An 18,567-nucleotide genomic window follows, 5' to 3' on the forward strand; every position below is an offset into this window, starting at 1 on the left:
CAAGCATTTGGCTTGTCCCTTTACTTTGCAAGAAACGATCTGATTTCTTGCACGGTTTCCTCTGGATGTGACACCATCAAGAGATGCAGCGCCCCTGGGATGGAGTGAATCTTTGCGTGTTTTACGGTCTGTTGATAAAAAGCGACTGCCGCCCGGTGAAATGCCCGCTGTTCATCGTCAGGCAAAAATCGCTCATCTGCGAGAAGCACCAGAACCGGACAAGGGAGCGCTTGGAAGAGCGCGTCTTTATCAAACGCAGCGTAGTCGCTAAAATAGCCGATAAATGCCTCTCGCGGCAAACGGTACCCCAGCTTGCCATCTTCTTTTCCCTCCAGCTCGGATGTCATCCAGCCTGAAGGAAGCTGCCCCTCTCCATAGCGGTCCGCAAATTGCCGCTCTGCCTCCTGCACACTGGAAAACCTCGCTAATGCCAAGCGTTCCACGACCTGCTCCAGCTGGAAGCCTGGCACTTCTCCCAGCCGGTAGTAGCCTCCGTCCAGCAGGATGAGTCTGGCGATGCGCTCCGGTCGCCGAACGGCCAGCATCTGCGCAGGCACACTGGAAAACGAGGAAGCTACCACCGTTACCTGATCAAGTGATTCTGCATCCAGCAATCCTATCAAATCGTCTACGATGGCATCAAAAGAAAAGGTCGACTGTTCCACAGAATGTCCGTGTCCCCGCAGATCGACCGCAACGATGCGGAAATGCGCTGCCAAATCAGGGATAATCCCGGCAAACAGCATTTTCGTATTGCGGATGGCATGAAGCAGCAGCAGCGTGGGCGCATGTTTATGCCCGGCAAGTCCGTACTCCATGACAAATCCGTCTCTTTCCACTGTTTTGATCGACGTAAATACAGACCGCTCCATGAATGTTCCCCCCGCTACTCTTCGAACTTCATTCGCTCCAGCTTGGTATGCTTCACTTTCACCAGATACAGCAGATAGATGAAGCCAACAAATGTCCACATCAAACCGAGAATCATCGACTTGATATCCAGATTGACCCATAGAAAGCCAATAAACGTGGCTCCAATCAACGGCGAGAGAAGATAGCTCCACCACTGGGTCACCCGCAGGCGCTTTTGCCTCCATACATAATGAGCAATGACACTGAGATTGACAAAGCTAAAGGCGATCAATGCCCCGAAGTTAATAAACGAAGTAGCCGTCAGCAAGTCCAAAAACAGCGCCCCCATCATCAGCACGCCGACCAACAAAACATTGTACAACGGTGTTTTCAGGCGGGGGTGAATATAGCCAAACCACTTTCTCGGCAGGTAGCCGTCGCGCCCCATCGCGTACAGCAAACGTGTAACACTGGTGACGGAAACAAGCCCGGACGCCAGTGTAGACGACAAGGCAGCTGCCAAAAAAACGAGCTGAAAAATCGTTCCCCCGATCGAAAGCGCGATTTCTGCTGACGCTGCTTCCGGGTCAGAAAAGACCGAAGCATCTGGAAACAGCGACTGTGAAAAATAGGATGCTGTGATAAACAGCGCTCCACCACATAAAGCGACGAGGAAAATACCACGAGGGATTGTTTTCTTCGCATCGACCGTTTCCTCCGTCAGTGTCGTCACCGCATCAAACCCGAGGAAAGAGAAGCAAAGAATCGAGGCTCCCGAAAGCAGCGCCGCAAACGATAAATCCGGCGAGAAAAACGGGCGCACCGTAAACACCTGCTCGATTCCGCCTCCCCCCATCAAGCCGCGAATCGCCAATCCCGCAAAAACCACCACAACGGATATTTGAAACAATACCAGAAAGGAATTCACCGATGCTGTCACGGTGACCCGAAATACGTTCAACAAGGTTATGAGGAGAATAAAGCCAACAATCCACCAATGTGTCGGGACATCAGGAAATACAGATGACAAGTACACACCGGTTAAGAGCGCGTTGATCATCGGTAAAAACAAATAGTCGAGCAAAGAGGCCCATCCCACCAAAAATCCGGCATAGGGATGAATCGTCTCCTGCGTATACGTGTAAGCGGTCCCTGCGGAAGGGAAGACGCGCACCATTTTCCCGTAGCTTGCGGCTGTAAACAAGATCGCGAGCAGAGTAACGGCATACGCTGCCGGGACATGTCCTCCCGTCTCTTGTGCTACAATGCCAAACGTATCAAAAACAGCCATGGGCGCCATATATCCCAGACCGATCACCACGATATGCCATAATTTCAAGCTGCGCTGAAGCTCCGTTGTTCCGTTCACTACCTGTCCCCCTTTTATTCACAATATGAATCATTATACCTATTATGAACTGAATATCCACTAAAACCACTTCGTCATGCGCTCCGGAATGCATAAGCCTAAAGCTTATAAATTCCTATACGTTAAAAAAACGCTGTTGGCACAGTTCCCCATGCCAGCAGCGTCTCTTTATTGCTATTGCATTTTCCTCTTACGCCTTTGGCAGTTCAAACGAGCTCTTCAGAGATACGATGCGGTTGAACACGAGCTTGTCACCGTTTGTATCCTTTGAATCCACGTTGAAATAGCCATGGCGGAAGAATTGATATTTGTCTTGCGGTTTTGTTTCCTTCATGTTTGGTTCTACGAAACCGTTTAGCACTTCCAGGGAATTCGGATTGATGTTATCCAGGAACGTCCCCTCGTTCTCCTCTTCATCGAGAATCAAAGGCTCGTACAAACGGAATTCAGCCGGAACCGCTTGCGTAGCTTCCACCCAATGGATGGTTCCTTTGACCTTGCGTCCGGTAAAGCCGCTTCCGCTCTTCGTTTCCGGGTCATAGGTGCAATGGATCTCGATCACGTTGCCATCTGCATCCTTGATTACGTCGTTGCACTTAATGAAATACGCGTTTTTCAGGCGCACTTCGTTTCCAGGGAACAGGCGGAAATACTTGTTTGGCGGGTTCTCCATGAAATCGTCTTGCTCGATGTAGATTTCGCGGGAAAACGGAATTTGGCGGTTGCCCATTTCTTCGTTTTCCGGATTGATTTCTGCCTCCAGCATTTCCACTTGGCCCTCTGGATAGTTGGTGATGACGACCTTCAACGGGTTCAAGACAGCCATCGTACGTGGCGCTTTGAGCTTCAAGTCTTCCCGAATGAAATGCTCGAGCATTTTCTCATCGACGGTACTGTTGCTGCGGGCTACCCCTACTTCGCGAGCGAACGCACGAATCGCCTCAGGTGTGTAACCGCGGCGGCGGAATCCTGCAATGGTAGGCATGCGCGGATCGTCCCAGCCATCTACAATATTTTCGTCCACGAGCTGCTTCAGCTTCCGCTTGCTCATGACGGTATTGGTCAAATTCAGACGAGCGAACTCATACTGACGTGGCACATGCTCCATTTCGCACTCCGCCACGACCCAATCGTACAGAGGACGGTGGTCTTCAAACTCCAGGGAACAGAGCGAATGCGTCACGCCTTCGATGGCATCCTCCAGTGGATGAGCAAAGTCATACATCGGATAGATGCACCATTTATCCCCTGTGTTGTGGTGGGAGGCATGGGAAATGCGGTAGAGAACCGGATCGCGCATGTTGAAGTTTGGAGAAGCCATGTCGATCTTGGCACGAAGAACTTTTTCCCCGTCCTTGAACTCACCGTTGCGCATCCGTGCAAACAGGTCGAGGTTTTCCTCCACAGAACGATTGCGGAAAGGACTATCCACGCCTGGCTCCGTCAACGTCCCACGGTACTTGCGCATGTCCTCTGGCGACAGGTCATCCACGTACGCTTTTCCTTTTTTGATCAGGAGAACGGCACGATTGTACATTTCCTCAAAGTAATCAGAAGCGAAGAACAGCCCGTCCCAATCAAAGCCCAGCCACTTCACGTCTTCCTTGATCGCGTTGACGTATTCGGTATCTTCCTTTACCGGATTCGTGTCGTCAAAACGCAAGTGTGCTTTCCCGGAAAACTCGTGAGCCAATTCAAAGTTCAGGATGATTGCTTTCGCATGTCCAATATGAAGATACCCGTTCGGTTCTGGAGGAAATCGGGTAATGACTTCTTTTACTTTGCCTTCTTGCAAGTCATCAATCACAATATTTCGGATAAAGTTAGATGACGCTACCTTGTTTTCCAATGAAATCAACCTTTCACTTCACCTTTACATTCCATAATACTGATTCTCCTTCCATAGTTCAACAAAATCGGGCCGTGTGACCGGCCCGATGTCAAACACTCACGCTGTTATTTTCTTGACGGCGGCCGGTAATAGAGCTGAATCACAGAATCTACAGGCAGATGATGATTCAGAATGGCGCTCAGCTTGTTCCTGTGCTCGGGACGTATCAAATGTAACAACGGTTGATCCACATGATTGAAATGCTCGAACGCTCCCGCCGCAATCTCATCCCACTGTCGATAGTAGCGCAGCAGATCGTCTGGCATCACTCTCAAACGATCCGTGCCTTCCTCCGGTAAACAATCAAAGGGTTCATCCAAGTTCAACGTTCCGTAATCGTCTGTCAGTTCTTCACCTGGATGAATGTCGCGTGCAGCCAGCTCCATATCGTACATCGTCGCTACACATGTCGCATGGAAGCTGTGGTTCACGTATCGAGCTTTATCCCAGCACAGGATGTACTTTCCGAACTGATTTTTAAACGAATATTTCTGCACGTCCTGTTTTCGTAATGGATCCAGTGTTTCCACGAATGCCGGATCCAATACCTGATCCAGATCATCCATCGCCCACACGATTGTCCCTTTGGGAATGAATTTGGTCGCAAACACGCCATACCCGATTTGATCATTGATATAGCGCAACTCGGTATCGGGATGCATCATGGTGCAGTCACTCCTTGGCGAAGCTGCCTTTTTCTTATCATAAGCAGTTCGGTCAATGGAGGTGTACGATTGACTGTGAAAAAACCGAGGGAAATACCTGCCATTGAATTGGGCCAGCTAGCCTGATTCCGCTCTTGCACAAGAAAAGCCGCCTGAGACATCCACACAGGCGGCTTTTGCTTTTCGTACTTTTACACAAACTCAAGCATGCGATCAGGATGGTTCGTGCAAATCTGTACGTCTGGATGCCATGACATCACTGTACGGATGTGCTCAGGATCATCCAAGGTCCATGCGACCACTTTATACCCTTTTTCAATCGCTTCCACTGCCAGTTCTTTAGTCAAATACGGATAGCCCATGGAAAGGATATTCGCTCCCGCTTCCTGCAGCTGCTCCAGCATCAGCACGGGACGGCCTCCTACGATCAGACCGGTTACTACTGTTTCATCCAGCGCACGTACATGACGAATCAGCTCGTGGTCAAAAGACGTGAGGTAGACCTCTTGCTTCATATCATGCTGCTCCAAGAGAGCCAATACCTTCTCGGCAATCCCCGGATACATGTCGCTCGTCGCTTTCAGCTCGATGTTTAGCGTGCAGCGACCTTTGACCGCTTGCAGTACTTCATCCAGCGTCGGGATGCGCTCTCCTGCGAACCTTTCGTCCAGCCAGCCGCCTGCATCGAGCTCGCGCAGCTGCTCCAGCGTGTGATCCTTGACGAGTCCCTTGCCATTTGTCGTGCGTCCGAGCGTAAAGTCGTGGATGAGCACAGGAACTCCGTCGCTGGATAGCTGCACGTCAATCTCCATTGCCTGAATCGCTGGCTCTGCCAATGCGAGGCGTACCGCTGCCATCGTGTTTTCCGGCGCCTTGCCTGACCAACCGCGGTGTGCCATGCAAATGTTCATGTTGCTCACTCCCCAAATCTATTTATTTTTTCAGCAGCTTTTGCCCTTTTTCCGTCGCTTTTTGGATGGCTTCGTCTACGCTAGCCTGACCCAAAACGGCACGCTGGATCTCCGTCATGATGACTTCCTGCAGCTCTTTATAGCCAGGTACCATCGGACGTGGAGAAGCGTATTCCAGCTGCTTTACTGCCACTTGGAAGTTCGGCTCTTTTTCATAGGCCTTCTTCATATCTTCGGACTCCACTGCTTCGGTCGTTACAGGCATGTAGCCGGATTCCAGAGAGAACGGAATCGTTTGCTTCGTGTCTGTCATCCACTGCATGAATTCCCAGGAAGCTTTTTTCTCTTCATCGCTGGATTTAGCCAGCATGACCAGGTTCGCTCCGCCTGTTGGTGCACCGAAGTTTTTGTTTGCTGGCAGGAAAGCTGTTCCCAAATCAAATTTGGCATTTTCTTTCAAAGAGCGCAAGTCCCCTGTCGAAGTGAAAATCATGCCGACTTGTTGATTGAGGAAATCCTGTTTGGCAACATCCCATGCGTTGTACTTCTCACCTGGAGGTGCTTTCATGACGCCTTCCTTCAACATCCCTGTCCAGAATTCCAGCGGCGCTTTACCCGCTTCTGTGTTGATCGCCAGCTCTTTGTTGTCGTCCGTCAGGATTTTACCGCCGCTTTGGAATACGAGCGCTTCGTAGAACCAGATGTCAATTGGAGTAGAGAAGCCGTAGGTGGCTGTCTTGTCTCCTTCTTTTTTCGTCATAGCCTGAGAGAATTGACGCAGCTCCTCCCATGTTTTCGGTCCATTCGGGTCGAGCCCTGCTGCCTTCAGCATGTCGCGGTTCAAGTACAAGAGCGGTGTCGAGCGGTTGAAAGGAATCGCGTACAGTTTGTCTTTCCAATAGGAGTTCCCTAAGAGACCAGGAATGTACTTTTTCTCTGCACCGTTTGCATATGGCCCCAGATCCTCCAGCACTTTCGCATCTGCGAACGCACCGATCGATCCTACCTCTACCATGGTCACATCAGGCTGGTTCCCGGCAGATACAGAGGCCAGTACCTTGGAATGGTTCTCATAGTAGCTTCCTTGGTACGCAGGCTTTACCACAATATCTTTATGCGAGGCGTTGAAGTCCTTGACCATCTTTTCGATGTATTCCCCGTTTTTGCCGCCGAGCGCATACCAGAAGTCGATTTCCACCGGTTTGCCAGCACTTGCTGCCTGTCCTTGCGGCGCTGCGCTTCCACCCGATTGCGTATTCGTGCCTGCCGCTTCCTTGCTGCTTCCACACCCTGCCAGAACTGCTGTCACACTAAGTACACACGCCAACATGGATACCTGTAACTTTTTCACGAATAGATCCTCCTTTTAATGGGTCCCGCTTATTTGGACTGATAGACAAACGCGCTGATAATGTGCCGCTGTGCGAAGAAAAAGACGACGAGGATGGGCAGGACGAGAATCATGTTGCCTGCCATAATGACGTTCCACTGCTTGCCGCCTTCCGCTGCCTTCAGCATCGAAATCCCGATCGGCAGTGTACGCACACTATCACTGTTCGTCATGATCAGAGGCCAGAAGTAATCATTCCAGTGGTAGATAAAGCTGAACAATCCAAAGGTGACGAGCACCGGCTTTGCCATTGGCACCATGATGGTCCACATGATTTTCCATTCTGAGGCGCTGTCGAGTCGCGCAGCCTCGATGACTTCATCAGGTACCTGCATGAAGGCCTGGCGCAAGAGAAAGATTCCAAATGCGCTGGCGCCAAACGGGAGAATCAGCGACCACAAAGTATTCACTAGCCCCCAGTGACTCATCTCCACGTAGACCGGCAAAAAGATCACCTGTGACGGAATCATTAAGGCAATCAGACTCAGACCAAACAGCAGGTTGCGTCCCGGAAAACGATACCGGGCAAAGGCATAGGCAGCGGGTACCGCAATCAGAAACTGCAGGATCAGGATGCCGCCAGCCACCAAAATGCTGTTCATGACGTAGGTGACGAACGGTCCAGAGCTCCAAGCGATACGGAAGTTCTCGAATTGCCAGGACTCGGGCCACCATGTCGGCGGAAACTGATAGACCTCCGGCATGGTTTTAAAGGCAGTCAAGAACATCCACAGAAACGGGAAGACAAAGACGAGTCCGACAGCTGCCAGCAGCACCCACTCTACCGTTTTCCATGCGGTTCTTCCTACTTGCAACATGAGCGAGTCTCCTTTCTGGTTGAATGTCTCACCGATAATGAACCCTTTTCTCCATCAAGCGGAAGTGCAGCCAGGTCAAAAAGCCTACCATGGCTAGCAGAATGACTGACGCGGCTGAGGCGGCACCGCCGTTGTAAAAGTCCATACCTTGTTCATAGATGTAAAAGACGAGCATGTTGGTGCTGTTGACCGGCCCCCCCTGCGTCATGATGTAAATCGTGTCGAACACCTGAAAGGACGAGACCGTATTGATGACGAGCAAGAAAAACATCGTGGGTGAAAGCATCGGAATGGTAATGCGCGTCAGCGTCCGCCACCAGGGAGAGTGGTCGAGGTCCGCCGCTTCGTAAATATCCTTCGGGATACTTTGCATCCCGGCGATGAAGACCAGCGTGTTGTACCCCACACCCTTCCAAATGCTGACCAGAATCAGGGAGACCATCGCGCTCTTCGTGTCTGACAGCCACGTGTACCCGGGCAATCCCACCATTTCCAGAATGGCGTTCAACAGACCGTACTGCGGGTCCATGAGCCACATCCACAGCATCGCGATGGAGACGAGTGACACGATGTGCGGGCTAAAGACAGCTGCCTGGACAATCCCGTATACCTTTGCCTTCCGATTGAGCCAGAGCGCCAGCATAAAGGACAGGAGGATCCCCAAGCCAACCGTGACGACGGTGTAGATGAGTGTATTGCCCAATACCTGCCAAAAATCTTCCTCCGCCATCAACGCCGTAAAGTTACCGAGCCCGACCCACTCCATCTCTTCCAGGTTCAGCAAGGACCAGTCAAAAAAGGACAAGTAAATCACATAACCGATGGGAAAGAAGAAAAAAAGGGCAAAAAACAGCATAGCAGGAGCGACATACAGGTATGGTCGAAGCCGCTCTACCCAATCGACAGAGACTCGGGCTGCTTGGTTACTCGTTCCGGAAAGCTCTGGTGCAGCTACCGCTTTGTGCATCAGACCATCCCTCCAGCCAATGCATGCTGACCCACTCGTCCAGCACCTTTCCCTATCCGTTTCCCGGTTGCCCGATCAAACTCGTAAATGTTAGCGGCATCTACAACCACTTGTACGTGGGTTCCCATTTGAATCGAAATTTCCGTATCGACTTTGACGACGATGCGTCCTTTTTCCGTCTCCACGTGGCAAAGTGACTCCGCACCCAGAATTTCACGCGAGATCACGGTTCCTCGCAAGACGCGCTGCTCGATCGATGAGGCAGGTGCTGCTGACTCGGCAAGCAGCTGTGCCTTCTCGGGGCGGAATCCCCATACGACCGCACTGTTTTCCTCATCTTTCACAATGTTCATCGCCGGAGAGCCGATAAACTGGGCGACAAACAGGTTGTCCGGTTCCTGATACAGCTCCAGTGGCGCTGCTACCTGCATGATATTGCCTTCACTCATGACGACAATCTGATCGCCCATCGTCATCGCTTCCACCTGATCATGCGTCACGTAAATGAACGTGCTGCCCAGCTGCTTATGCAGACTCGTCAGCTCTACCCGCATCTGGTTGCGCAGCTTCGCGTCGAGGTTGGAAAGCGGTTCGTCCATCAAAAACACTTTTGGCTTCTTCACCATGGCCCGCGCCAATGCCACACGCTGACGCTGACCGCCCGAGAGCTGGGACGGTTTGCGTTTGAGGTACTGGGTCAAGCCGACGATCTCCGCGATTTCCTCTACGAGAACCTGGCATTCTTTTTTCGAGGTGCCACGATTTCGCAATCCGTAGGCAATGTTGTCGTAGACGTTCATCGTTGGGTACAGGGCGTAGTTTTGAAATACCATCGCTACGTCCCTTTTTCCCGGCGGCAGCTGATTGACCGTTTGATCCCCGATCAAGATCTCGCCGCCTGTTGCGCTCTCCAGCCCGGCGATCATCCGCAGCGTCGTAGATTTCCCGCATCCCGAAGGTCCTACCAGAACCGTAAACGATCCATCGGGTATCAGGAGATTAATCCCTTTTACGACCTGTTGATTGGCGAATGATTTGGTTACTTGATTTAACACCACACGTGCCATCTGGATCAGATCCCTCCTTGCATTTTTACAGCCAGCATCTCATCAACAAAGGCTTCAAAATCGACGAAGCGGTAATCCGGAACGGCATGCTGCCACTCTTCTGGTCCATACCATTCCAGCACGACAGCCTGTACGTTTGCTTCCACAGCCGCCAGTACATCGAAACGGCTGTCGCCAATCATCATGGCCTGCTCCGGGCGTCTGCCCAGCTCAGCTAGCGCCTTTTGGACAGGCTCAGCAGAAGGCTTGCCCTGGGATACATCGTCTACGGTGACAATCGACGCAAACAGATGGTCAATTCCTGCCAGCTCCAGCCCGGCCAGTGCAAATTCGCGCTGCTTGTTAGTGACGATCGCCAGTTCATAGCCTGCCGCCAGCAGCTTCTCCAAGCCTTCGCGCACAAACGGAAAGAGCTTCACATGCTGCTCGTGATGTTCCCGGACATAGGCGAAATAGTCATCGAGCACTTCTTTTTTGTCCGGCATACCCGCTGCCTCTGCTACGGCTGCGAGAAAGTCGTCAAACGATTCCCCAAAGCGTCCGAGCAGCTCCTCCCGGCTAAAATGACCGGGTGCGTATTTTTCTGCTGTATGGGCAACGGCATCGATCACGGCGTCTCGGCTGTCCAAAAGTGTCCCGTCGAGATCAAACAACAGGGCGTGAATCATGTACAAAACTCTCCTTCCACAATGAGGGGCTACCTACGGAAACAGCTGTCGCACCATGCTGTAGTACACGCTCCATCTGCTCTCGCTTGCGGATCAGACCACCTGCAATAATCGGGGTATCCAGCATGCTTCTGTATTCTTCGAGAAATTCTGGCAATAGACCCGGCATCAGCTCTACAGCGTCAGGCTGCGTTTCCTGAATGGAATGAAGACCTGACTTCAGCGCATCGCTGTCTACCAGAAAATGTCGCTGTATCGTCAGCAGACCTTGTTTTTTTGCCAGCTTGATCAAGGTATTCCTCGTCGTTACGATTCCATCTGGCTTCACATAGTGGGAAAGAAAGGCGATTCCTTCCCGGTCGTAGCTGATTCCGCCGACACGCTCCAAATGGATAAACACGGGAATGTCGCGGCTTTTGAAAAAGTCGACGTACCCTTTGATCACCCCGATGTTTCCGATGGAGAGAACGACTGCACTCAGATTTGCCTCTGCGGCTTTTTCCAGGTACTTCGCTTCCTTCACCGAAGCGATCAGCTTGTAGTGATCGAGTCTTGCGAGGAATTCCGTTGCATTCATTTGTTTGTCCTCCTTTGCGCATAGCAAAAAACCCTGCGAAACAACAATGCCGAAGAACTCTCGAGGAAAGTGCTTGGGTGTTGCTGTCGGGGGTTTCTCCATGGCTCCAACCGAGGGAAGCTGTTCACTTGTCACTTAGAATGGTAATCCAGCAGCGTTAAGGGAACATGAAGGACATGTTAAAAAAGGGAAAAGGAAATGTGAATTGACAGAATGAGTGAACCGCTCTTATCATAATCTATATTCAAATAATCAAATATTCAAAGATAAGAAGGGTTCTATCATGAAGTGGACAGGAAGATTCGAAGGCTATTCGATGCAGTCGTTTCGAAAGGATTGTGTTTCTGGTTTCATTGTAGCTGTTATCGCACTGCCACTCGGGATGGCGTTTGCGATCGCCTCTGGAGTCAAACCGGAGTACGGCATTTACACCACCATTGTTGCGGGCATTTTGATTTCCCTGTTCGGAGGCTCGCGCTTTCAGATCGGCGGCCCCACTGGAGCGTTTATCCCCATTTTATTTGCCATCGTCATGCAATACGGGTATGAAAATCTGCTATTAGCCGGACTCATGGCAGGGATACTGCTCGTCATCATGGGGGTACTCAGGCTCGGCGCTTTGATCAAGTACATTCCTCGACCGGTGACCGTCGGGTTTACCGCAGGAATTGCTGTGATCATTTTCAGTGGGCAAATCGTACACTTTCTGGGCCTTCGCGACATTCAGAAGCATGAGGACTTCCTCTCCAATATGAAGGAGATCGTGCTTCATCTTTCCACTCTCAACCTGTACAGCATCACGACAGCGTGCATTTGCTTCGCTCTCATCCTTTTGACGCCGCGGATTTTCCCAAAAGTCCCTGGTTCACTCATCGGCTTGGTTATCTCCACTCTCGTAGCTGTGCTATTATTTGAAGAGAACGTCGCCACGATCGGTTCCACATTTGGAGCTTTTCCCGGCATACTGCCTTCTTTTCATTTTCCCGAAATCACGCTCGAGCGCATCCAGACCTTATTGAATCCTGCGCTGGTCATCGCTCTCTTGGGAGCTGTCGAGTCTTTGCTGTCTGCAGTAGTAGCTGACGGCATGTCCAATCAAAGGCATAACAGCAATCGGGAGTTGATCGGCCAGGGGATCGCAAATATTATCACGCCCCTGTTCGGCGGCATTCCGGCTACAGGAGCCATCGCCCGTACAGCTACCAATATCAGAAGCGGCGCTGCCTCTCCTCTGTCCGGTGTGATTCACGGGTTCATCGTCTTGCTGATTCTGGTCTTATTTGCTCCCTACGCCTCACACATTCCGCTGGCAAGCATGGCACCTATCCTGATGCTGGTGGCATGGAACATGAGCGAGCGCAGGGAATTTCTTCGTATACTCAAAACCAAGACCAGCGATTCCATCGTTCTATTGATTACTTTTCTTCTGACCGTATTTACCGATTTAACCCTTGCTGTTGAGGTTGGACTGGTTCTAGCCATTCTCCTTTTCGTCAAACGGATGAGCGGATCGCTGATGATTGCCAAAGCACTGCCAGATCCAGACAGCAAACACCAGAAGGTCATGCCTCACATGGTTTCAGCCGTGCACGACTGCCCGCAAATCAGTATCTTCACGATTGAGGGCCCCTTGTTCTTCGGGGATGCGAGCTTGCTTGAAAAGTCTATCCTCAGCACAGCTGCGTCTTCGTCCGGTATCCTGCTTCTGCGTATGGGAGGAGTTCCTTTTCTGGACACGACAGGGGAGGCAAGTCTGGCGAGCATTGTCCGGCACTTTCACTCGCAAGGCAAAACGGTGCTATTTTCCGGATTGCGGGATCAACCCAAAGCTCTATTGAAACGCACTGGCCTCTACGAAAGAATCGGGGCGAAGAACGATTTCGCGCACACAGGAGAGGCCATCGACAGTGCCCTGACCAGACTGAATCATGCAAAATGCCTGGGCTGTCAGCATTTTGTCTTTCGTGAGTGTTCCGCACTATCCGATCAGGGAAACATCAGGCAGACTGCAGCTGCCCAGAACCGGGAGCTGCCTGCGGATTCTTAAAGATGGAGGATTCTTTCATTGAATTTAGAACTGCAACAGTTTAAAGCTGATTTTTTTAAAGCCTTGGGTCATCCGTTGCGCATTCGCATTTTGGAGCTGTTGTCCGAGGGAGACAAAAATGTAAACGAGCTTCAAACCCTGATTGGCAGTGAGGGGTCAGCCGTCTCCCAGCAGCTCGCCGTCCTGCGAAGCAAAAACATCGTTTACGGAACAAAAGACGGCAACAAAGTGACCTACTCTCTGCGTGACCCGATGATTATCGAGCTTTTGTCAGTGGCCCGCCAAATTTTTAACAACCACCTGATTGATGCCATTTCGATGCTAGACCGTTTCAACGAAGATTAGCGAAATCTCCACGCCATAGCAAAAGCCCAGGACACTATCAAATGTCCTGGGCTTTTTTCCTTTTTTCACTGCACGCTAATGACGGCATCCAGCGCGATCAAGGCTTCTGCCTCAATGGCCTTGGCCAAAGTTTCCGTATGCGGATTGTAATCCTGCAAAAGGTCAGCATCAGCAAAACCGTCGATGGCCAGAATAGATCCGGCTTTCATGCCGCGCAAGGCTGCGATGACAAACAACGCGGAGTTCTCCATCTCGACAGCCAGTACTCCGGCTTTTTGATAGAGCTTGTGCGGGAATTCCAATACGCCGTTGTAGAAAACGTCCAGCGTCAACGTGATGCCTTCTGCGATGTGGAGACCGGAATTGCTAGACTTTGCTGCTTCGACCAGCGCCCCTGCCACTTGGCGATTTGCGATTGCCGGAAATCCCGGAGGCACGAGCTGGCTGGTCAGTCCATCCTGGCGAACAGCTGCGGTGCTGATAACGAGGCTGCCCGGTTGGATCACCTGTTGATAGGAGCCAGCCGTACCCACACGGATGATGACTTCTACTCCGCCTTTAGCCAATTCCTCAAAGCAGACTGCCGCCCCTGGCGAACCGACGCCATGGCTGACAATCGCCACCTCAACGCCCTTCCATTCCCCTGCGTAGCTATGATATTCCCGGTTTTCCGCCAGCTGGCGGTGATTGCCCAGCTTGGACGCGATCAAAGCGGCACGCTTCGGATCCCCACACACAATGACGCGCTTTGGCAGCTCAGCGGGATTTATCTTCAGATTCGTCAGCATCTTAATCAAACTCCTTTTTCTCCCACTCGTCTTCCGGAATCGGCAACGCTTCTCCGGAGAACCGCTCTTCCAAGAACGGATCTCCATTTATATGAAAGCCGTTTTGCTCCCAGAAGCCAGGTTTGTTTTCGTCGATAAATTCAAAGCCGCGCAGCCACTTCACACTTTTCCAGAAATACAGATGCGGCACGACGAGACGCAGCGGCCAGCCATGCTTGTCCGTCAGAGGCTCTCCGTCCAACGAATGCGCCAACAGGACATCATCACGATCCAAATCGCTGAGAGGCAGGTTGGTCGTATATCCTTGGTCGCCATGCAGCATGACAAAAGAGCTTTTCGGCGTCACTCCGATCGCCTGCATGAAATCACGGAAGCGAACCCCTGTAAAGGCATTATCAAAACGGGACCAACGCGTCACGCAGTGAATATCCCGGGTAACTGTCGACTGCGGCATCTCCATGATCTGTTGATAAGTCAGGGTCACTTCCCGATCGACTTCCCCAAATACGCGCAGGGTCCACTCGTTCATGTCGTAGACAGGCACTTCTCCTTCATGCAGAATCGGAAAACGCTCCGTCAGCACTTGCCCAGGCGGGAGACGCTTTGCCAATGCCGGATCGACTGTCGGCACCTTCATTCGTTTGATACGCTCTGCCTTGTTCATCACGCACTCCTCCTTTTGATTCTCTCGTTGTGATCAGCGGGAGCTTTACCTCCTGCCCCCTGCCTGACTTTTCTCTTTGACAAAGAACATCGCAATAATCGTCAATACGTAAGGCAGCATAGAGGTAAACTGTGTCGGAAGGGAAAGGCCTTGCAGACGGATACTGAGTGCATCCATCAAGCCGAACAGGAAGCTGGACGCCAGAATTCCGAGGGGATGAGATTGCCCCATCATCATCGCTACCAAGGCGATAAATCCACGCCCCGCAGTCATTCCTTCCGTGAACATCGTCACCTGCCCCAAAGACAGCTGCGCCCCTGCAAGTCCGCACAGAATTCCGCACATCGTGATCGCCAGCACCTGCAGCCCTGTCACTTTGAGACCGAGACTGCGAGCGGCTACCGGATTAAGACCGACAGCAAGCACACGAAACCCGGTGACGGTCCGGTAAAAGAACAGATACAGCACAATCGCCGCGATAAAGGCGAGGTATACCAGCGGTGAATGCCCGGAAAAAATGTCGCCCAGCACCGGAATATCCTTAATCACCGGAATGTCCAGCTTGGGCAGTCCCGCCATCTCTTTATCGTAAAACGCGCCCTTCACTCCAAAGATCGCTCGCAGCGCGAACGTCGTCAAGCCGAGCGCCAAAAAGTTGATCGCTACCCCCACGACGATTTCGTTTGCCCGAAGTCCAATCGTCATATAGGCGAATAATAGGGAGAATAGCACACAAACCAATGCTGCAAACAAGATGGCCAAAAACAAACTTCCCGTAAAGTGGTTGCCCACAATCGCCGAAAAGGCACCGACCAGGACCAGCCCTTCCAGCCCTACATTAAAAATGCCTACACGCGCGCACAGCGCTCCACCCAATGCCGCCAGCAGGATCGGCGTAACCATCCGAATAGTTGAACTGACGAGGGACCAATCAAGCAGCTCCATGTGATTCTCCCCCTTTTGCCTTGCGTTTTTTCCACCAGTCATAGCTGAACTTGGCAGAAATAAACAGAATCAGCACCGCCTGGATGACGCTCGCCAGCTCCAGTGGAACCTCCGTATTTCGTTCTACCCCCATCGCTCCGGTCTGGAACGCAGCAAGCAGAATCGATGTGAAAATAATGCCGATCGGATGGGAGTTCGCAAGCAGCGTCGCCATCATGCCCGTCCAGGCAAAGTTCGGAACGGTCAGTGCCCCATCTACAAAACGATAGTGAGATCCGAAAACTTCTACCGTTCCGGCCAACCCAGCCAAACCGCCGCTGGCAAACATCCCCGTCAGCATGACCTTGATCGGGTTAATCCCTCCGTACCGGGCAAACAACGGGTTTTGACCCAGCATTTTAACCTCATAGCCAAATGGCGTGAACCGAATCACCCAGAACAACAGGAGAGCTGCCGCCATCGCAAAGAAAAAGCCTGCGTGCACGCTCATCCCGGAGAACAGCTTGGGAAGCCATGCGCTTTTATCGAGCATCAAGGTCTGCGCAAGAGCCGCCGAGCCTGTCCGATCCTGAAACGGTTCGGTCACCAGGTAGCTGGCGAACAGCACGGCAATATAGTTGAACAAAAGCGTCGAAATGAGCAGCGGAATGCGAAACCTCGCCTCCATAAATCCGGCCAAGAGGGACCACAACCCGCCTACTGTAATCCCAACGATGAGTCCTGCCAGCATTTTCACGATTCCTGGTGCCGGCAAATAGATCGCGACGAGTGTCGCACTGATGGCACCAAGCACCATCTGTCCCTCGGCTCCGAGGTTAAACACGCCTGCGCGAAAGGCCAAAGCAAGCCCCAGCGCAATCAGCATGATCGGTGTCGCACGTGCCAGCGTGGAAGTGAAGAAATAAAAGCTGCCAAAGGCTCCCTTCCACATTTCCTGATACGTCCCGATGACCGATTCGCCTACCGCCGCAATCACGATCGCTCCTGTCAAAAGCCCGATCATGACGGCGAGTATCGGCTGAACCAATGACTTACACAGCTCTCTGATCGCTGCCATGAACGTTTCCTCCTGCCATCAACACGCTGATTTTTTCTTCTGTTGCTTCTGATCGTGCCAGCTCTCCGGCGATCCGCCCTTTGTACATCACCAAAATACGGTCTGACAATGCGAGAATTTCGGACAGCTCAGACGAGACGAGCAAGATGCCGTCTCCGCTGTTTCGCTTTTCGATAAGCGCTTGATGAATGTATTCCATCGCGCCAATATCTACGCCGCGAGTCGGTTCAGCCGCAACCAGCAAGGGGGTTTCCTGCCCCAGCTCTCTTGTGACGATCAGCTTTTGCAAATTCCCGCCAGAAAGATTGCCCGCCAGCTCTTGCAGCTGCCTGGAGCCGGTTTTAATCGCAAAGCGGTCTACCCATCCGCGAACCACCTGGCGGAACGCATCGCGCAGGATGACGCCGCGCCGGTAGTAATCAGGCTTGCGCTGATAGCCCATCAACGCGTTTTCCTCGACACTTTCCTGCTTCGCGGTTCCCCACATATAGCGGTCTTCTGGAATGTGCGCCAGCCCTGCCTGACGGATCGACTCTACGGACTTATTGGTCACATCTGCACCCGCCAAATGGATCTTCCCTGCCTGCACAGGCCGCAATCCACTGATCACTTGCAGCAGCTCAGACTGTCCGTTGCCGGATACACCTGCGATTCCTACGATTTCACCGTGGTGAACGGCGAAGCTCACGTTATCCAGCAAGGTTTGCTTCTCTCGCACAGTCACTTGATCTACATGCAGCAGTCGTTTTCCCTCCAAAGGGATGCGCTGGCTCAGCTCTTCCAGCTCTCTGCCTACCATCAGCCTCGCCAGATCGTCGACATTCGTCTCGTGCCGGGAAACGGTCCCAGTCACACGGCCTCCGCGAAGAACGGTAATGCGATCCGATACCTCCATAACCTCCTGCAGCTTATGGGTAATCAGAATGACGCTTTTTCCGCTTGCCGCCAAATTCCGAATCGTCTGCAGCAAGTCTTTTACCTCCAACGGTGTCAATACAGCCGTTGGTTCGTCGAGCACGATGATATCCGCCCCCTGATACAGCACCTTGAGAATCTCGACCCTTTGCTGTTCACCGACCGAGCAGGTAGAGACCCGTGCCTGTGGGTTGATCGGAATGCGGTATTGCTCGCTTAAAGCACGTACTTTCTCCACAGCTTCCTTGCGCCGAAAAAAACCTGCCTGCTTGGGCTCGTAGCCAATCACGATATTTTCCGCCACACTAAACTCTCCAAAGAGCATGAAGTGCTGGTGTACCATGCCAATCCCGTTTCGTATCGCGTCGTTGGGACCGCGAAAGGATACCGGTTTCCCGTTGAGAAGGATCTCCCCTGCCGTTGGCTGCTCCATCCCGTACAGCATCCGCATGAGCGTGGTTTTCCCGGCGCCATTTTCCCCGACGATCGCATGCACCTCGCCCGCCTCCAAGGTGAGCGACACTTGATCGTTGGCCGTAAATTCTCCGTACTTCTTGGTCATCTGCTTCATTTCCAAACGATGTGTCATTCCTGCTCCTCCTCCTCTTGATGCAGCCGAAATACACAAGCG

18 protein-coding genes are annotated in these 18,567 nt (G+C 52.1%); 2 read left to right on the forward strand and 16 right to left on the reverse strand.

Annotated features, from left to right (window positions below):
• Nucleotides 1-20: 20 nt before the first annotated feature.
• The 11 genes from EDM59_RS27420 to EDM59_RS27470 form a co-directional block, all read right to left on the reverse strand.
• A complete protein-coding gene (locus EDM59_RS27420) occupies nucleotides 21-872 on the reverse strand; it encodes an alpha/beta fold hydrolase (RefSeq protein WP_122926541.1) in 852 nt (283 codons plus the stop codon).
• A 14-nt stretch (nucleotides 873-886) separates the two neighbouring features.
• A complete protein-coding gene (locus EDM59_RS27425) occupies nucleotides 887-2,221 on the reverse strand; it encodes an APC family permease (RefSeq protein ID WP_122926542.1) in 1,335 nt (444 codons plus the stop codon).
• 190 nt (nucleotides 2,222-2,411) lie between these two features.
• The gene (locus tag EDM59_RS27430) at nucleotides 2,412-4,079 is read right to left on the reverse strand and encodes a glutamine--tRNA ligase/YqeY domain fusion protein (RefSeq protein ID WP_122926543.1); all 1,668 of its coding nucleotides are present in this window, start codon (nucleotides 4,077-4,079) and stop codon (nucleotides 2,412-2,414) included.
• Between the two features lie 98 nt (nucleotides 4,080-4,177).
• On the reverse strand, nucleotides 4,178-4,777 hold the full coding sequence (locus EDM59_RS27435; RefSeq protein ID WP_122926544.1) for an SET domain-containing protein: 600 nt from the start codon (nucleotides 4,775-4,777) through the stop codon (nucleotides 4,178-4,180).
• A 191-nt stretch (nucleotides 4,778-4,968) separates the two neighbouring features.
• Complete coding sequence (locus EDM59_RS27440; RefSeq protein ID WP_122926545.1) at nucleotides 4,969-5,688, reverse strand: glycerophosphodiester phosphodiesterase; 720 nt, start codon at nucleotides 5,686-5,688, stop codon at nucleotides 4,969-4,971.
• A 22-nt stretch (nucleotides 5,689-5,710) separates the two neighbouring features.
• Nucleotides 5,711-7,018, reverse strand: coding sequence for an ABC transporter substrate-binding protein (locus EDM59_RS27445; protein WP_122926602.1), 1,308 nt, complete (start codon nucleotides 7,016-7,018; stop codon nucleotides 5,711-5,713).
• A gap of 50 nt (nucleotides 7,019-7,068) precedes the next feature.
• Nucleotides 7,069-7,896 carry a carbohydrate ABC transporter permease gene (locus tag EDM59_RS27450; RefSeq protein ID WP_122926546.1) on the reverse strand — a complete coding sequence of 276 codons (828 nt, stop codon included), beginning with the start codon at nucleotides 7,894-7,896 and terminating at the stop codon, nucleotides 7,069-7,071.
• Nucleotides 7,897-7,924: 28 nt separating this feature from the next.
• Nucleotides 7,925-8,863: a carbohydrate ABC transporter permease gene (locus EDM59_RS27455; RefSeq protein ID WP_122926547.1), complete on the reverse strand. Its 939-nt coding sequence runs from the start codon at nucleotides 8,861-8,863 to the stop codon at nucleotides 7,925-7,927.
• Nucleotides 8,863-9,930 (reverse strand): ABC transporter ATP-binding protein, encoded by a 1,068-nt coding sequence (locus EDM59_RS27460; protein ID WP_122926548.1) that lies wholly within the window; start codon nucleotides 9,928-9,930, stop codon nucleotides 8,863-8,865. Before EDM59_RS27460 ends, EDM59_RS27455 begins: the two co-directional genes overlap by 1 nt.
• Before the next feature lie 5 nt (nucleotides 9,931-9,935).
• Nucleotides 9,936-10,598 (reverse strand): HAD family hydrolase, encoded by a 663-nt coding sequence (locus tag EDM59_RS27465; protein WP_122926549.1) that lies wholly within the window; start codon nucleotides 10,596-10,598, stop codon nucleotides 9,936-9,938.
• Complete coding sequence (locus EDM59_RS27470) at nucleotides 10,576-11,175, reverse strand: glycerol-3-phosphate responsive antiterminator (RefSeq protein ID WP_122926550.1); 600 nt, start codon at nucleotides 11,173-11,175, stop codon at nucleotides 10,576-10,578. The genes EDM59_RS27465 and EDM59_RS27470 overlap by 23 nt, the downstream gene beginning before the upstream one ends.
• 283 nt (nucleotides 11,176-11,458) lie before the next feature.
• Here EDM59_RS27470 and EDM59_RS27475 point away from each other — a divergent pair, with 283 nt between their 5' ends.
• Together EDM59_RS27475 and EDM59_RS27480 are read left to right on the forward strand one after the other, a co-directional pair.
• On the forward strand, nucleotides 11,459-13,222 hold the full coding sequence (locus EDM59_RS27475) for a SulP family inorganic anion transporter (RefSeq protein WP_122926551.1): 1,764 nt from the start codon (nucleotides 11,459-11,461) through the stop codon (nucleotides 13,220-13,222).
• 18 nt (nucleotides 13,223-13,240) lie between these two features.
• Nucleotides 13,241-13,567, forward strand: a complete 327-nt coding sequence (locus EDM59_RS27480) for an ArsR/SmtB family transcription factor (RefSeq protein WP_122926552.1) — start codon at nucleotides 13,241-13,243, stop codon at nucleotides 13,565-13,567.
• A 65-nt stretch (nucleotides 13,568-13,632) separates the two neighbouring features.
• Here EDM59_RS27480 and EDM59_RS27485 read toward each other — a convergent pair whose 3' ends face one another.
• The 5 genes from EDM59_RS27485 to EDM59_RS27505 are packed head-to-tail and all read right to left on the reverse strand — an operon-like array spanning nucleotide 13,633 to nucleotide 18,525.
• The gene (locus tag EDM59_RS27485; RefSeq protein WP_122926553.1) at nucleotides 13,633-14,355 is read right to left on the reverse strand and encodes a nucleoside phosphorylase; all 723 of its coding nucleotides are present in this window, start codon (nucleotides 14,353-14,355) and stop codon (nucleotides 13,633-13,635) included.
• A 1-nt stretch (nucleotide 14,356) separates the two neighbouring features.
• A complete protein-coding gene (locus EDM59_RS27490; protein WP_122926554.1) occupies nucleotides 14,357-15,019 on the reverse strand; it encodes a sulfite oxidase-like oxidoreductase in 663 nt (220 codons plus the stop codon).
• A gap of 45 nt (nucleotides 15,020-15,064) precedes the next feature.
• Nucleotides 15,065-15,964: an ABC transporter permease gene (locus EDM59_RS27495; RefSeq protein ID WP_122926555.1), complete on the reverse strand. Its 900-nt coding sequence runs from the start codon at nucleotides 15,962-15,964 to the stop codon at nucleotides 15,065-15,067.
• Nucleotides 15,951-17,021, reverse strand: coding sequence for an ABC transporter permease (locus EDM59_RS27500; protein ID WP_122926556.1), 1,071 nt, complete (start codon nucleotides 17,019-17,021; stop codon nucleotides 15,951-15,953). The genes EDM59_RS27495 and EDM59_RS27500 overlap by 14 nt, the downstream gene beginning before the upstream one ends.
• Entirely contained in the window at nucleotides 16,996-18,525 is a 1,530-nt protein-coding gene (locus EDM59_RS27505) for an ABC transporter ATP-binding protein (protein WP_122926557.1), read from the reverse strand. The genes EDM59_RS27500 and EDM59_RS27505 overlap by 26 nt, the downstream gene beginning before the upstream one ends.
• Between the last annotated feature and the right edge of the window lie 42 nt (nucleotides 18,526-18,567).

The organism is Brevibacillus nitrificans (genome assembly GCF_003710965.1).
In the GTDB taxonomy this organism is placed as follows: domain Bacteria; phylum Bacillota; class Bacilli; order Brevibacillales; family Brevibacillaceae; genus Brevibacillus; species Brevibacillus centrosporus.